Source organism: Rhodococcus sp. ARP2, from assembly GCF_001029585.1.
Lineage (GTDB): Bacteria > Actinomycetota > Actinomycetes > Mycobacteriales > Mycobacteriaceae > Rhodococcus_F > Rhodococcus_F erythropolis.
On record NZ_LEKE01000083.1, the window covers coordinates 62576 to 77210 of the forward strand.

General features: G+C 63.0%; 14 protein-coding genes. 7 read left to right on the forward strand and 7 right to left on the reverse strand.

Going from position 1 to position 14635, the window contains the following annotated elements:
- Window positions 1–69 precede the first annotated feature (69 nt).
- From ABX74_RS21365 to ABX74_RS21380, 4 genes are read right to left on the reverse strand one after another with little or no spacing between them, the layout of a single operon-like run.
- Window positions 70–1527 (reverse strand): FAD-dependent oxidoreductase, encoded by a 1458-nt coding sequence (locus tag ABX74_RS21365; protein WP_047889658.1) that lies wholly within the window; start codon window positions 1525–1527, stop codon window positions 70–72.
- Window positions 1524–2306 carry an SDR family NAD(P)-dependent oxidoreductase gene (locus ABX74_RS21370; RefSeq protein ID WP_047889704.1) on the reverse strand — a complete coding sequence of 261 codons (783 nt, stop codon included), beginning with the start codon at window positions 2304–2306 and terminating at the stop codon, window positions 1524–1526. The genes ABX74_RS21365 and ABX74_RS21370 overlap by 4 nt, the downstream gene beginning before the upstream one ends.
- On the reverse strand, window positions 2299–3135 hold the full coding sequence (locus tag ABX74_RS21375; protein WP_019745205.1) for an SDR family NAD(P)-dependent oxidoreductase: 837 nt from the start codon (window positions 3133–3135) through the stop codon (window positions 2299–2301). The genes ABX74_RS21370 and ABX74_RS21375 overlap by 8 nt, the downstream gene beginning before the upstream one ends.
- A 49-nt stretch (window positions 3136–3184) precedes the next feature.
- Window positions 3185–3634, reverse strand: a complete 450-nt coding sequence (locus ABX74_RS21380) for a nuclear transport factor 2 family protein (RefSeq protein WP_019745206.1) — start codon at window positions 3632–3634, stop codon at window positions 3185–3187.
- Window positions 3635–3772: 138 nt separating this feature from the next.
- On the opposite strand from ABX74_RS21380, the gene ABX74_RS21385 reads away from it, so the two are divergent.
- The 6 genes from ABX74_RS21385 to ABX74_RS21410 all read left to right on the forward strand — a co-directional run bounded on the left by ABX74_RS21385 (window position 3773) and on the right by ABX74_RS21410 (window position 9258).
- Window positions 3773–4495, forward strand: coding sequence for an IclR family transcriptional regulator (locus ABX74_RS21385; RefSeq protein WP_047889659.1), 723 nt, complete (start codon window positions 3773–3775; stop codon window positions 4493–4495).
- A gap of 131 nt (window positions 4496–4626) precedes the next feature.
- Window positions 4627–5592, forward strand: a complete 966-nt coding sequence (locus tag ABX74_RS21390; RefSeq protein WP_020970712.1) for a pirin family protein — start codon at window positions 4627–4629, stop codon at window positions 5590–5592.
- A 1-nt stretch (window position 5593) separates the two neighbouring features.
- Entirely contained in the window at window positions 5594–6340 is a 747-nt protein-coding gene (locus ABX74_RS21395; RefSeq protein WP_020970713.1) for a pirin family protein, read from the forward strand.
- 114 nt (window positions 6341–6454) lie between these two features.
- On the forward strand, window positions 6455–7237 hold the full coding sequence (locus tag ABX74_RS21400) for a pirin family protein (RefSeq protein WP_020970714.1): 783 nt from the start codon (window positions 6455–6457) through the stop codon (window positions 7235–7237).
- Between the two features lie 44 nt (window positions 7238–7281).
- Window positions 7282–8208, forward strand: coding sequence for a PaaI family thioesterase (locus tag ABX74_RS21405; RefSeq protein WP_047889660.1), 927 nt, complete (start codon window positions 7282–7284; stop codon window positions 8206–8208).
- Window positions 8209–8274: 66 nt separating this feature from the next.
- Window positions 8275–9258 carry a protocatechuate dioxygenase gene (locus ABX74_RS21410; RefSeq protein WP_047889661.1) on the forward strand — a complete coding sequence of 328 codons (984 nt, stop codon included), beginning with the start codon at window positions 8275–8277 and terminating at the stop codon, window positions 9256–9258.
- A 13-nt stretch (window positions 9259–9271) separates the two neighbouring features.
- Here the strand turns inward: ABX74_RS21410 and ABX74_RS21415 are convergent, their stop codons facing one another.
- The 3 genes from ABX74_RS21415 to ABX74_RS21425 are packed head-to-tail and all read right to left on the reverse strand — an operon-like array spanning window position 9272 to window position 12550.
- A complete protein-coding gene (locus ABX74_RS21415; protein WP_019745212.1) occupies window positions 9272–11632 on the reverse strand; it encodes an ATP-binding cassette domain-containing protein in 2361 nt (786 codons plus the stop codon).
- 52 nt (window positions 11633–11684) lie between these two features.
- Window positions 11685–12095, reverse strand: a complete 411-nt coding sequence (locus ABX74_RS21420) for a VOC family protein (protein ID WP_020909044.1) — start codon at window positions 12093–12095, stop codon at window positions 11685–11687.
- A 5-nt stretch (window positions 12096–12100) separates the two neighbouring features.
- Window positions 12101–12550 (reverse strand): helix-turn-helix transcriptional regulator, encoded by a 450-nt coding sequence (locus ABX74_RS21425; RefSeq protein WP_019745214.1) that lies wholly within the window; start codon window positions 12548–12550, stop codon window positions 12101–12103.
- Window positions 12551–12663: 113 nt separating this feature from the next.
- Here ABX74_RS21425 and ABX74_RS21430 point away from each other — a divergent pair, with 113 nt between their 5' ends.
- On the forward strand, window positions 12664–14622 hold the full coding sequence (locus ABX74_RS21430) for a M13 family metallopeptidase (RefSeq protein WP_047889662.1): 1959 nt from the start codon (window positions 12664–12666) through the stop codon (window positions 14620–14622).
- Window positions 14623–14635 lie beyond the last annotated feature (13 nt).

Here is a 14635-nt window from a genome sequence, read left to right on the forward strand (position 1 = left end):
TTCTCTGACATGTTGTTCCCTGCCTGGATTGGATACTGACTGGATTCGGTGCCGCGCAGACGTCGGACGTCAGGAGTGCGCGATGGAATGGACCGGTGCGCTCTCAGCGCTGGTCCTGGTGTAATTCGCCGCATTACGTCCCGCTACGCGGCCCATGGTCAAAGCGTTGGCAACTGCATTGCCGCCGCCCACGTATCTCAGTCCGAGGATTCCGGCGCCGGCCTCACCGGCCGCGTACAGACCCTCGATAGGTACTCCGGTGCTGCCGAGCACGGCCGCATCGGTGTTGATTTCCATTCCCGCATGCGTGCATACGAGCTCTGCCGGAAGGATTTTCGCGGCATAGAACGGAGCTGTCGCAATAGGATCCGGATTGCCGACGGCACCCTTGTTTCGCAACGTGCGATGACGGAGGAAGTCGTCGTCGTGACCGCTGGGCAGTTGGTCGTTCCATCGACGCAGGGTTTGCGCCAACGTCGCAACCGGAACACCCGTCGCCACTGCGAGGTCTTCGATCGTATCCGCGCGAATCGTGCCACCGGCGGCAACTTCTTCCTCGACGCGTTCGGGATTCCAATCCGCATATCCCGGAGCCAGATTCACGCGAGCGTTTTCGTCGAAGATCATCCAACCGTATCCACCCTGATGGTCGATGATGCCGGTCGAGACGGCGTACGAGCTGTCCTCGTCCATGAATCGACGGCCGTCCTGGTTGACGTAGATCCGCGACTTCGGCGGAAAACCGGCCTGCCAGTGATGGAATCGCTGGAAGTAGACCGTGGGCAGCATCAGGCCCCAGCCGTCGCCCGCCACGGAAGCACCGAGGTCTTCGGCAAAACGAAGATGGTCTCCGCGACTCCCCTCCGCTGCGACGACGAACAAGGCGTCTCCGGCCTTGTTCGCGTCCGGGAAGTGGCGCGCCACCAAGCCTGGATCTTGCGCGAATCCACCGGAAGCAACAACGACGGCGCCCGCAGGCACCTCGATGTCGTCGGCGACAACACCGACAACCCGACCGTCTTCCTCGATCAGCTTCTGCACCCGTGTTCCGAAGATGACCTCGATCCCGTGCTTACGACGAGCCTTGTCCAGCACCTGAATCAGTCCGTATCCCTGATCCTTGGGCACATGGCCGCGCCAGACATCCTCGACGCCGGCCTGGGCGAGTCCCGGTTGGTGAGCGTTACCCGAGATCGCCGCTGGAATCTCGACGCCGAGCCCGATGAGCCATTCCAGTGTCGGACCGGCATTTTCGCAGAACGCACGAATCAATCCGGGTGCGAGCATCCACTGGTTGAGGTCCATGTAGTGCTGGAAGAACTTCTCTGCCGAGTCGTCGACTCCGAGGCCGGCCTGCACGCTTGTTCCGGCGGCCGTGAAGATTCCGGCCGACAGCGCAGTGGATCCACCGAGTTCGGTTTCGGACTCGAACAGCAGAACGGATGCGCCTTCTTCAGCTGCCGACACCGCAGCGGCGAGACCGGCTCCGCCGCCACCGATGACAACGACGTCCCAGTGCTCGGTCATGAAAGTTCTCCAGTCTCCGCGATGATGCGGTGGTAAAGACCGTTCGACACCAACCCGCCGTCGACGGTGAGTTCCGTACCGGTGGTGTAGGTCGAACTGTTCGAGAGCAGGAACAGCACCGCTTCGGTGATCTCGTCGAGAGTTCCCATGCGTCCGAAGGGAACCGACTTCAGTGACGCGGCGACGAAGTCGTTTGCGCCGCCGAGCAGCGCCGTACCGACCAGTCCCGGGTGCACAGAGTTGACGCGAATCCCCCACTGCGCGAAGTTGCCCGCGGCCGACTTCGACAGACCGGTCAAACCCCACTTGCTCGACGAGTAAGCCGGAGAGAAGTACCCGATCTGACCGGCGATGGACGAGATGTTGACGATCGATCCGCCACCACTCTGGCGCATCAGCGGCGCCACCGCCTTCATACCGTAGAACGGACCGAAGAGGTTGATCTTCATGGTCAGTTCCCAGATGTCGTTCGGGGTGTCCATGAATTCGAGCCGACGCGAGATGCCGGCGTTGTTGACCAGTCCACCGAGTTCCCCACGGGTGGTGCGAATTTCGTCGACAACCCGGTCCCAGGCATCGGCATCGGTGACGTCCAGAAGATGAGCGGACGCCGATCCGCCGGCGGAGACAATGTCGTCGACCACGCCGGATGAATCCGAAACATCGGCAATGCAGACATGCGAACCGCGCGCGGCGAGAGTGCGCGCGTGATGCGCTCCCATCCCGGCAGCACCGCCGGTAACGAGAACGACGCCGGGATATTTCGTGGACTCAGACATGCCGCGAACCACCGTCCACCGCAATGCTGTGCCCGGTGACGTAGCGCGCGCTGTCCGAGAGCAGGAACAGCAGCGGCCCGAAGACCTCTTCGGGCGAGCCCAGACGATGCAGCGGTACCGCGTCGAGTGCGTTCGCGAGCGCGATCGGATCATCCTGGACCCACTTCGTCATCGCCGTGTCGATGTAGCCGGGCGCAATGGAGTTCACACGAATACCCTTGTCTCCGAACTCCACTGCGAGCGACTCAGTGAGGTGCGCGACGGCAGCTTTCGACGTGCAGTAAGCGCCTCTCCCCTTCCGCACACGCAGCGCAGATACCGAGGACATGTTGACGATGGCGCCGCCGGGACCGAGGTGGCGTGCCGCTGCCTGAGCACCGTAGAGCACTCCTTCGACATTGACACTCAGCGTTGCGCCGATCTGCTCCGGGGTGATCTCCTCGGCCAGCGCGAACGGGAAGATACCCGCATTGTTGATCCAGAAATCGACCCGGCCGAACTCCTTCAACGCCAACTGCGCAAGCAGTTCGTGCTCGTCCGGCTTGGTGACGTCGACCCGAGCTCCGACGACGCGACCCGGCTTGTCCGCCAGTGCATTCGATTCCAGGTCCGTATTGATTCGTGCGGCCGTGGCGAGCATCTGCTCTTCGTTGATGTCGGCACCGACGACATGTACGCCGCGTGTTGCCAGCCCTTCGGCGAAGGTCGCACCCATACCCTGAGCCGCGCCGGTCACCACTGCGACCTTGCCTGCCAACTCCGGGTACACCGCCGACATCTGCGTCACAACGGTGCGGCCCGGGTTCGTCTGGTCAGAGCTTTCGGTCATGATGTACTTCTCCTACTGAATATTGTTGTGCAAGAAACATTTCGGTACTTCAGCCGTGTTCGGACACTCGAGGTGCGTCGTCTCGGGAGACGGTGCGGCGGGCGATCTTCCATTCCTCACCGACCCGAACCACGCGGTCAGCGACCGTCGTCATCCGAACCAGTCGCGATTCGCCGCCGCGAGCGGTGGCAACGATCTGCAGGTACCCGCGCACTGCGAGAGCACTCTCGTCCACCGCCTCGACGACGAGATTGGTCAGAACGTGCCGATGCACCTCGTCGACAGCTTCCGCAGCAGCGTAAAAGCGAGCAGCAAACGCTGCAAGGTCGTCGAAACCGACCACGGGTTCCGGATAACTGGCTGAATGAAATTCACCGTTGTCCGTGAATGTCTGCGCCCAATCCTGCTGGCGCCCAGAGTCTATGCAATGACTCTGGTGGCCGTACAGCTGGTGGATTGCGACAACATCCTCCGTTGCCACGACGCGGTAGTTGCTCATGAAGGTTCTCTCCGAACACGCTGCGCTGCATCCACCCGAAGGTTGTGCAGCTCCGTAAAGTGTGCGATAATCGCACACACTGTGCGATATGTTCAAAGCGTAGGTGGCATACCTCACAAACGTCAAGAAAGGGATTTGATGTCAGAGCTGAGCGAGGAACACCGTCCGCACAAAAGCGCAGTTCAAGTGGACTCGAGCATGTCGAAAACGCTGCACCACGGACTCGAGATCTTGGAACTCCTGACGTCCTATCCGCACGGTTTGTCAGTCACGGACATTGCCGACGGAGTGGGAGTCCACCGGACTGTCGCACATCGGTTGATCCGCACGCTCGAGGCTCATCACCTGTGCCGCAAGGACTCCTTCAAGCGCGTCACTCTCGGCGCCGGACTGGTCACCCTCGCCGAACCGGTGGAACAAGATTTGCGAACCCTGGCCCGCCCGATACTTCAAGAACTTGCCGAGGCCACCGAGGCGACAGCACACCTGGTGGTCCGCGAGAGCGACACCGAAGTGCGCGCACTGATGGTGGTCGAACCGCGCAGCGCCAAGGTTCACGTCGCGTTTCATCCAGGGCAGGTTGATCCGATCGACCGCGGCTCCGCAGGGCTTTCCATTCTTGCCTCACTCCCACCGGTGAGCGGGGAACGAGAGGAAGTGACGGCTGCCCGCGCACGGGGCTACGCAGTGACCGTCGGGGAGGTCATCCCGTCCGTCCTGGGAATCTCGGCAGTCATCCCCGGCAGACGCCGCGACGCCATCTCCAGCCTCGGAATCTCCGTGTTCGACTCCGAGGATCAAGCAGCCCTGGGCGCCGAGGTCATGGCAGCGGCAAAAACCCTCGGCAGCATGTTGCGCTGATCCAGACAACAGGCTGATCCGAACACCAGTCGAGCCCCGGGAATACCCGGGGCTCGACTTTGTTGACTCCGAATGAGATAGTTGAACAATCAACTACCTGACATCAGCTTCACGGATACAAGGAGTACGACATGCCTGCTGTGACAGTCGAGAACATCTTGGCCCTGCCCCGCCTCGACGAGCCGGCAGAGTCAGCAGTCGACCGCCCCGTCAAGAGCATCACCACCGCACCGGTCGGATACGAAGGTGAAGGCTTTCCCGTCCACCGCGCGTTCGCCGGCATCGACCTCTCCGCCCTCGACCCGTTCATCCACATGGACCAGATGGGCGAAGTCAACTACGCACCCGGAGAGCCCAAGGGCACTCCGTGGCACCCGCACCGCGGCTTCGAAACCGTCACCTACATGATCGACGGCATCATGGAGCACCAGGACTCCAACGGTGGCGGCGGTGTAATCGGCGGCGGCGACACCCAGTGGATGACCGCGGGTGGCGGCATCCTTCACATCGAAACTCCGCCGGAGCACCTCGTCCTCAGCGGCGGCCTGTTCCACGGCGTCCAACTGTGGGTCAACCTGCCTCGCGACAACAAGATGGCATCTCCGCGGTACCAGGACATCACGGGCAACAAGGTGGCCCTGCTTTCCTCGCCGGACGGCGGAGCCTTGGTGCGCGTCATCGCCGGAGACATCGCCGGCCACGCCGGACCCGGATCGACGTACACACCCATCGCGCTCTCCCACACCACTATTGCCCCGGGTGCGAGCCTGACTCTGCCCTGGAACCCCGAGTTCAACGCCATCGTCTACGTGCTCGCCGGCGAAGGAACGGTCGGAGCCGAGCGTCGACCCATTCGAGTAGGGCAGACGGCTGTCTTCGGACGCGGTGACTCCATCACCGTCGCCGCTTCCGATCGCCAGGATTCGCGGACCGAATCCCTCGAGGTATTCATCCTCGGTGGCAAACCGATTCGTGAGCCCATCGCGATGGCCGGGCCGTTCGTCATGAACACCAAGTCCGAGGTCATGCAGGCCTTCGAGGACTTCCAGGCCGGACGCCTCGGATCCATCCCGGCAGCACACGAAAAGCTGAGCTGACATGTCGTCGGTGGTCGTCCAACGAGCAGCCGAACGTGCGCACCTCAACTACGGCTGGCTCACCGCGCGTCACAGTTTCCCCTTCGCCGGAAACTTCGATCACGCCGCGTACGCGCACGGACTTCTGTTGGTGAACAACGACGACATCATCGAAGCCGGCTCCGGTTTCGACACTCATCAGCACCGCGATACCGAGATCGTGACGTGGGTGCTCAGCGGATCTCTGGTTCACCAGGATTCCGCTGGGCACTCCGGCGTCATCCATCGCGGACTCGCGCAGAGAATGAGCGCCGGTACCGGAATCCTGCACTCCGAGCGCAACGATCGCTTCCGGGCCGACGGCTCACGCGTCACCGAACCCGTTCACGTCGTTCAGATGTGGATACCGCCGGACGAATCCGGAGTGACCCCGAGCTATCAGGAACTCGACATCAACTCCGAACTCGACGGCGGTGGCCTGATCACCCTGGCATCGGGGATGCCTGCGCATCGCGGTCACAGCGCCATCGGCCTGCACAACAAACATGCGGCACTACATGTTGCTCGCCTCGAGACCGGCGGGTCGGTATCTCTTCCGGATGCGCCGTACGTGCACGGGTTCATCGCCAGCGGCACTGTCGACGTCGAGGGAGTCGGATTGCTGGGACCAGGAGATTCGTTGCGACTCAAGGACACTGGCGGTCAACGAGTCGAGGGAATCGACGATGCGGAGATACTCGTGTGGGAGATGCACGCGTCGACGAACTGACGACACCACCGAGTACGCCCAATGTTCGGACTACACAGCAGGTTCGTCGTAGGGTGGATGCCGGTAGTGGTGGATCCGGTAGTGATGGATCCCGGTGGCACAGAAGGAGGAGCCATGGCATCTGGTCGAGCACAGGCCCCACGGACGACACCGCACATCGATGTGCACCGCTCCGGTGATCGCTTGAAATCCCGCGTCTCCTGGCTGGATTCGAAACATTCGTTCTCGTTCGGACAGCATTACGATCCGGACAACACTCATCACGGATTGCTGCTCGTCAACAACGACGACACCGTACTGGCGGGAACCGGTTTCGATACCCATCCGCACAAGGACATGGAAATCGTGACGTGGGTACTTCGCGGTTCGCTCGTGCACCAGGATTCCATCGGCCACACCGGCGTCATCTATCCAGGCCTCGCCCAGCGCATGAGCGCCGGTACCGGAATCATGCACAGCGAGAAGAACGATTCGTGGCGTATTGGCGGCGAACAGCATTCCGACCCCGTGCATTTCATCCAGATGTGGGTGGTACCGGACGAAGGTGGACTGACTCCCGGCTACGAACAACTCGAGATCGACGACGAACTGCTGCGCGGCGGTCTGATCCCGGTGGCCTCCGGAATGGAGCGCTACAAGGATCATTCGGCGATTCGCATCAACAACAAGAACGCCGCCATGCACGTCGCGCGGATTCTGCCCGGCACCTCCGTGAATCTTCCCAGCGCACCGTTCCTGCACGTCTTCGTTGCGCAGGGCACTGCCGAGATGGAGGGCGTGGGCACACTGTACGAGGGTGATGCCGTCCGGTTGAGCGATTCGGGTGGGCAGCAACTGACCTCCGACGCCGGGGCGGAAGTCCTCGTCTGGGAGATGCATTCACGTATCGGTGGTTGAGACCCGGTCTCGGCAGGACTGGGTGCGCTGGAGATACTCGACGGATGAGCATCGACAACTCCGCCGCACCCGTCACGCAACTTGACCCCCTCAACACCTTGATGGGTGTGCGCGCCGTATCGGTCGTGCCGGGCGACTTGGCCTTCGCGCAGGCAGTCGGCCCGCGCTTCCACGATCACCGTGGCAAGACGGTGCTCGGTTCCATCGGCGTCATGATCGACGGTGCCATGGGCGGCGCGGTGTACTCGGGACTGACCTCGGGCCATCAATCCGTGCTCGCGCAGGTCACGGTCAGCGCGGGCGCCGACATTCCCGCTCTCGCAGACGTCGGCGCCACCGGCACGCTCGTGCATCTCGACGACGGCGTCGGGCTCGCGTCCGGTCAACTTCGCGACGAGAACGGCACCCTGCTGGCCGTGATGGCCGGCCGCGCAATGGTGGTCTCGCGTCCACCCGTCGTCGGAATCGACGACTACGTGGACGGTGAGCCGCTACCGGTCCCGACGCCGGAGAAAACGAGCAACCTGAGTGGGTTGTCGGGGTCCGACGTCGTCGAAGGTATCCGAGGCGGCACGCTCGAACGCGGACCGCTCGCCGGACTACTCGATCTTGCTGTCGTCGACGTGACGCCAGGTTCCGTCGTCGGGGAGTTCGCACCCGTCGCCTGGATGGCCAACCCGCTGGGCGCCGTGCAGGGCGGTGTCCTCATCTCGGCAGTCGACGCCGTTACGGGACTGGCAGCACAGACCCTGACCAGCGCCGATCAGGACTATCGCGTCCTCGACCACAAGATCGACTTCCTGCGCTCACCCGACATCGGTGGGCCGGTCTTGCGCGCCGAAGCCTCCGTGATTCGCGCCGGGCGCAGGCTCGCGCTGATCGAAACGCGCATCGTCGACGCCGGCGGACAGGTCTACGTACGGGCCACCTCGAGCATCCAGATGCTCTCCCAGCAAGTTCACAGCGGATAACCAGTTCCGCACCAGGTCGCCCGTCCACCATTGAGACAACAGCCCACACAATGGAGGTACAGCGGCGTGAACAAAGACATCGAAGTGAGCAGGCTACGCGTGAGCCGTCGACGGGCCCTCGCTCTCGGCGGAACCATCAGTCTCGGCGGGCTCATCGCAGCCTGTTCCGGTAACAGTGGCACCGCCACGACGACTTCGGCCGCGGCTGCATCGACGACAACCACTTCCGGCGCTTCCGCAGCGGCCACGTCCGGCGATGCCGTCACCGCACTTCTGGCCAAAGCACCGCAGTGCGTCATGAGCAAGGAAGAGACACAGGGCCCCTACTGGTTCGACGTCGACTCCATTCGCGGCGACATCCGCGAAGACCGTCCGGGCACCACACTGCAGGTGGCAATGCGCGTGCAGGACAACAGCCAGTGCAACGTCGACGGCAGCATCGGCGCGGTCTCCAACGCCGTCGTCGAGATCTGGCACTGCGACGCCGGCGGCGTGTACTCCGGCTTCGAATCCGGTTCGCTGAGCGCCAACGGCGGCGGCGGTGGCGGAACTCCCCCGGCCGGCGGGATGGGTGAACCTCCGTCAGGTGCACCCGGAGGTGGAATGGGCGAACCTCCGTCAGGCGCCCCCGGAGGAATGGGCGGCGGCATGGGCGGTTCCGGAGAGACCTCCGACGGTTCGTACAGCGTCGGCGACACCGAAGCCACCACCACCGACGACGGCACCTACCTGCGCGGCGCCCAGACCACCGATGCAAACGGCATCGCGCAGTTCACCACGATCTTTCCCGGCTGGTACATGGGCCGCACCACCCACATTCACGTCAAGGTGCACATCGACAAGAAGACGGTCCTCACGTCGCAGACCTTCTTCGACGAGACCCTTCTCGACGAGGTGTACTCGCAGTCCCCGTACAGCGAGCACACCGGTCGTGAGAACAACACGAACAACGCCAGTGACGGTATCTACGACGACACCGGCCTCATGACCGTCGAGAAGCAGTCGGACGGTTCCTACCTCGCCGTCATCAACCTGGGTATCGACGCCTGAGGTAGGAGCCAGGTCAGCCGCCGACGTATGCCGCGAGGTGCTTTCCGGTGAGGGTGGAGCCGTCGGCGACGAGCTCCTCGGGAGTGCCTTCGAAGACGATCCGACCGCCGTCGTGACCGGCTCCAGGGCCGAGGTCGATGATCCAGTCGGCGTGCGCCATCACGGCCTGGTGGTGCTCGATGACGATGACGGACTTACCGGAATCGACGAGTCGATCGAGCAGGCCGAGCAACTGCTCGACGTCGGCCAGGTGCAGTCCGGTGGTCGGCTCGTCGAGGACGTACACGCCACCCTTCTCGCCGAGGTGCGTCGCCAGCTTGATGCGCTGACGCTCACCGCCCGACAGCGTCGTCAACGGCTGGCCGATCGTGAGGTACCCGAGCCCCACGTCGACCAGTCGGACGAGGATCTTGTGCGCAGCGAGCGTCTTCGCCTCACCGTCGCCGAAGAACTCCTCGGCCTCGGCCACCGACATCGTGAGAACCTCGTTGATGTCCTTGCCACCGAATTTGTATTCGAGAACTTCCGCCTGGAAGCGCTTGCCCTCGCACTCCTCGCAGAGAGTGGCAACGCCGGCCATCATCGCCAGGTCGCTGTAGATGACGCCGTTGCCGTTGCACGTCGGGCAGGCGCCTTCGGAGTTGGCACTGAAGAGCGCCGGCTTCACGCCGTTGGCCTTCGCGAATGCCTTGCGGATCGGGTCGAGCAGCCCGGTATACGTTGCCGGGTTGCTCCGACGCGAGCCGCGGATCGCACTCTGATCGACCGACACCACGTCCTCGCGTTTCGCCAGCGAGCCGTGGATCAGCGAACTCTTACCCGATCCGGCCACACCAGTCACCACGACCAGTACACCGAGCGGTACGTCGACATCTACATCTTGGAGGTTGTGTGAGTTCGCTCCACGAATCTCGATTGCTCCGGTGGACTCCCGCACGGTCTCCTTGAGGGCGGCCCGGTCGTCGAAGTGACGCCCGGTGACCGTATCGCTGGCTCGCAAGCCATCGACTGTGCCCTCGAAGCAGACGTTTCCACCGGCGCTACCCGCGCCTGGCCCGAGGTCGACGATGTGATCGGCGATCACGATCGTCTCCGGCTTGTGCTCGACAACGAGCACGGTGTTGCCCTTGTCCCGCAGGCGCAGCAGAAGATCGTTCATCCTCGCGATGTCGTGCGGATGCAGGCCGGTAGTGGGCTCGTCGAATACATACGTGATGTCGGTGAGCGAGGAACCCAGGTGCCGAATCATCTTGGTGCGCTGAGCTTCACCACCGGACAGCGTTCCCGACGGACGGTCGAGGCTGAGGTAGCCGAGTCCGATCTCCACGAAGGAGTCGAGCGTTTCGCCGAGCGTCGTGAGCAAAGGCGCGACCGATGGTTCCTTCAGACCGCTGACCCATTCCGCGAGATCGCTGATCTGCATCGAGCAGGCGTCGGCGATGTTGACGCCCTTGATCTTCGACGACCGCGCGCCCTCGCTCAGTCGCGTCCCGTCACATTCAGGGCAGGTGGTGAACGTGATCGCCCGCTCGACGAACGCCCGGATGTGGGGCTGCATCGCGTCGACGTCCTTGGCGAGGAACGACTTCTGAATCTGCGGAATCAGACCCGTGTACGTCAGGTTGATGCCTTCGACCTTGATCTTGGTCGGCTCTTTGTAGAGCAGATCGTTCAGTTCCTTCTTGGTGTACTTCTTGATCGGCTTGTCGGGATCGAAGAAACCGCAGCCGCGGTAGATCCGGCCGTACCAACCCTCCATGCTGTAGCCGGGGACCGTGATCGCACTCTCGTTGAGCGACTTGGTGTCGTCGTACAACGCGGTCAGATCGAAATCGTTGACCGCCCCTCGTCCCTCACATCGCGGACACATGCCGCCGGTGATCTTGAAGCTACGACGCTCTTTCGTCTGACGTCCGCCGCGTTCCATCGTGACCGCGCCTGCTCCGGAGATCGAGGCCACGTTGAACGAAAACGCCTGAGGCGAACCGATGTGAGGCTTTCCGAGACGGCTGAACAAGATGCGGAGCATCGCGTTGGCGTCGGTGGCGGTTCCGACTGTCGAGCGCGGGTCGACGCCCATCCGCTGTTGATCGACGATGATCGCGGTGGTCAGGCCGTCGAGAACATCGACGTCCGGCCGCGCGAGCGTCGGCATGAATCCTTGAACGAAAGCGCTGTAGGTCTCGTTGATCATCCGCTGCGATTCCGCGGCGATCGTACTGAACACCAGCGAGCTCTTTCCCGAACCGGAGACGCCGGTGAATACCGTCAGCCTCCGCTTCGGGATCTCGACGCTGATGTCTTCGAGATTGTTCACCCGCGCGCCTTGCACGCGGATCAAATCGTGGCTGTCTGCAGTGTGCAGGGCAGTCATCGTGTCTCCATCTGTCAGTCGATCGCCGACGGTCTCAGCGCAGTTGACGGGCTCAGCGCAGTTCTTGAATACGGATCAGGTTTCCCGCTGGGTCGCGGACGGCGCAATCGCGAACGCCGTACGGCTGCTCGGTCGGTTCCTGGACGACGTCGATGTCGCCGGCCTGAAGCCGCTCGAACGTATCGTCCAGATCTTTGGTGGCCAGAAGAAGTCCGCCGTACGTGCCCTTGGCCATCATCTCGATGATGGTGCGGCGCTCGTCGTCGGTGATTCCGGGATCGACGGCCGGCGGATGCAACACGATGGAGGTGCCGGGCTGGCCGGGCGGCCCCACCGTGATCCAACGCATCCCGTCGTAGCCGACGTCGTTGCGCACCTCGAAGCCGAGGGTGTCGCGGTAGAAGTTCAGGGCGGCGTCAGGGTCGTCCTGCGGAAGGAAACTCGAGTGAATGGTGATGTCCATGGCGATCACGTTAATTGCGGTTGTGGGTTCTGCGCTTCTCGATTCCTGATCGGTCTGGTGACTTGTTTGGACACGCAGGAAGGCATTCCGGCCGTCGACTGCTCGGCCTCGCGCCGATAGACGCTGGGCGGGACCCCTACCAATTCGGTGAACTTACTGCTGAAAGTGCCGAGAGAGCTGCAGCCGACTTCGAAGCAGACGTCCGTGACACTGAGATCTCCGCGGCGCAGTAACGCCATTGCGCGCTCGATTCGCCTGGTCATCAGGTATGCGTACGGCGGTTCGCCGTACGCCTGACGGAATTGGCGACTGAGATGCCCCGCAGACATGTTCACTCCCCGCGCGAGCGCCTCCACGTCCAGAGGCCGCGCGTACTCCCGGTCGATACGGTCACGCACGCGTCGTAGTCGCGCGAGGTCCTGCAGGTGCGGATCTGCGGCAGGTCTGCTGGTCACGTATTCGATCGTGCCATGCGGTACCGACGTTGCCCAGCACAAGAGATGAACTGGGGTGTGGAGCGATCACGCACACACCGAGCAGTTCGTCATGATCGTGTAAGGATGGAGAAATGACCACGGCTCATCGCTCAGGCATCGACCTCACCCACCTCGACGGCGACACACGGGCGCAGGACGATCTGTTCGTCCACGTCAACGGAAAATGGCTCGCCGAATACGAGATTCCGGCAGACCGCGCAGTCGACGGGGCCTTCCGGACGCTCTACGACAAGGCCGAAGAAGACGTACAGACCATCATCACCGAAGCCGCGGAGTCCAACTCTGCCGCCGGTACCGATGCACAGCGCATCGGCGACCTGTACTCGAGCTTCATGGACGCCGACGCGGTGGAGGCCGCGGGCCTCAGCCCCATCGACGACGAGCTCGACGCCGTCGCCGATGCGCCGGACCGGTCGTCGTTGGCCACCGTGATCGGACGCCACCAGCGCGTCGGCGTCGGCGGTGCCATCTCGCATTACGTCGACACCGATGCCAAGAATTCGGAGCGGTACCTGATCCACTTCAGCCAGTCGGGAATCAGCCTGCCCGACGAGTCGTACTACCGCGAGGACAACTACGCGGAGATCCGCGAGAAGTACGTCGCGCACATCGACAAGATGTTCACCCTCGCCGGCGTCGGCTACGACGCACAGCGTGTGTTCGAACTCGAGAAGAAGATCGCGGCCGGGCATTGGGACGTCGTCAAGCGTCGTGACGCAGATCTGAGTTACAACCTCGTGGGCTTCGAGGAACTGACCGAGCAGAACCCCGGTTTGGACTGGGCGGCATGGTTGTCCGGTCTCGGCGCCGATTCGGAGAAGTTCGCCGAGATCGTGGTCCGTCAGCCCGATTTCCTGCACACCTTCACCGCACTCTGGGCGTCGGAGTCACTCGACGACTGGAAGGCATGGGCAGCGTGGAAGGTGCTGCACGCTCGCTCCCCCTACCTGCATTCGGCGCTGGTCGACGAAACCTTCGCTTTCTACGGAACCACGCTCTCGGGTACCGAAGAGAACCGTGAGCGCTGGAAGCGCGGGGTCAGCCTGGTGCAAGATCTGCTCGGCGAGGCCGTCGGCAAGCTCTACGTCGACCGTCACTTCCCCGCTGAGGCGAAGACCCGCATGCTGGAACTGGTCGCCAACCTACAGGAGGCGTACCGCCGCAACATCTCCGACCTCGAGTGGATGAGCCCGCAGACTCGTGAGGCCGCGTTGGCCAAGCTCGAGAAGTTCACCCCGAAGATCGGTTACCCCGACAAGTGGCGCGACTACGCCGGTCTCGATATCTCGGCTACCGACCTGGTGGGCAACTACCGTCGTGGATACGCCGCCGAGTACGACCGTGACCTGGCCAAGCTGGGTGGCCCCGTGGACCGTGACGAGTGGTTCATGACGCCGCAGACCGTCAACGCGTACTACAACCCGGGCATGAACGAAATCGTGTTCCCCGCAGCCATTCTCCAGCCGCCGTTCTTCGACGCCGCAGCCGACGACGCCGCCAACTACGGCGGCATCGGTGCCGTCATCGGCCACGAGATCGGGCACGGCTTCGACGATCAGGGCGCCAAGTACGACGGCGACGGCAACATGGTCGACTGGTGGACCGACGAGGATCGTAGCGAATTCGGCAAGCGCACAAAGGCTCTCATCGAGCAGTACAACGAGTTCGAGCCCAAGGAACTGCCGGGCCACCACGTCAACGGTGAATTCACGATCGGCGAGAACATCGGCGATCTCGGCGGGCTGTCGATCGCGATCGCGGCGTACAAGATCGCGACCGAAGGTAACGAACCTCCGGTCATCGACGGACTCACCGGTCTGCAGCGCGTGTTCTTCGGGTGGGCGCAGGTATGGCGCACGAAGGCCCGTGAGGCCGAAGCGCTTCGCCGTCTGGCCGTCGACCCGCACTCGCCGCCGGAGTTCCGGTGCAACGGCGTCGTCCGCAACCTCGACACGTTCCACGAGGAGTTCGACGTCAAGCCAGGTGACGCACTGTATTTGGAGCCGGAGAAGCGTGTGAAGATCTGGTAGCAAGGGCAAGCCC

Coding starts and splice junctions, on each gene's coding strand:
- ABX74_RS21365 (WP_047889658.1), bottom strand. CDS start 1,527: ATGACCGAGCACTGGGACGTCGTTGTCATCGGTGGCGGCGGAGCCGGT.
- ABX74_RS21370 (WP_047889704.1), bottom strand. CDS start 2,306: ATGTCTGAGTCCACGAAATATCCCGGCGTCGTTCTCGTTACCGGCGGT.
- ABX74_RS21375 (WP_019745205.1), bottom strand. CDS start 3,135: ATGACCGAAAGCTCTGACCAGACGAACCCGGGCCGCACCGTTGTGACG.
- ABX74_RS21380 (WP_019745206.1), bottom strand. CDS start 3,634: ATGAGCAACTACCGCGTCGTGGCAACGGAGGATGTTGTCGCAATCCAC.
- ABX74_RS21385 (WP_047889659.1), top strand. CDS start 3,773: ATGTCAGAGCTGAGCGAGGAACACCGTCCGCACAAAAGCGCAGTTCAA.
- ABX74_RS21390 (WP_020970712.1), top strand. CDS start 4,627: ATGCCTGCTGTGACAGTCGAGAACATCTTGGCCCTGCCCCGCCTCGAC.
- ABX74_RS21395 (WP_020970713.1), top strand. CDS start 5,594: ATGTCGTCGGTGGTCGTCCAACGAGCAGCCGAACGTGCGCACCTCAAC.
- ABX74_RS21400 (WP_020970714.1), top strand. CDS start 6,455: ATGGCATCTGGTCGAGCACAGGCCCCACGGACGACACCGCACATCGAT.
- ABX74_RS21405 (WP_047889660.1), top strand. CDS start 7,282: ATGAGCATCGACAACTCCGCCGCACCCGTCACGCAACTTGACCCCCTC.
- ABX74_RS21415 (WP_019745212.1), bottom strand. CDS start 11,632: ATGACTGCCCTGCACACTGCAGACAGCCACGATTTGATCCGCGTGCAA.
- ABX74_RS21420 (WP_020909044.1), bottom strand. CDS start 12,095: ATGGACATCACCATTCACTCGAGTTTCCTTCCGCAGGACGACCCTGAC.
- ABX74_RS21430 (WP_047889662.1), top strand. CDS start 12,664: ATGACCACGGCTCATCGCTCAGGCATCGACCTCACCCACCTCGACGGC.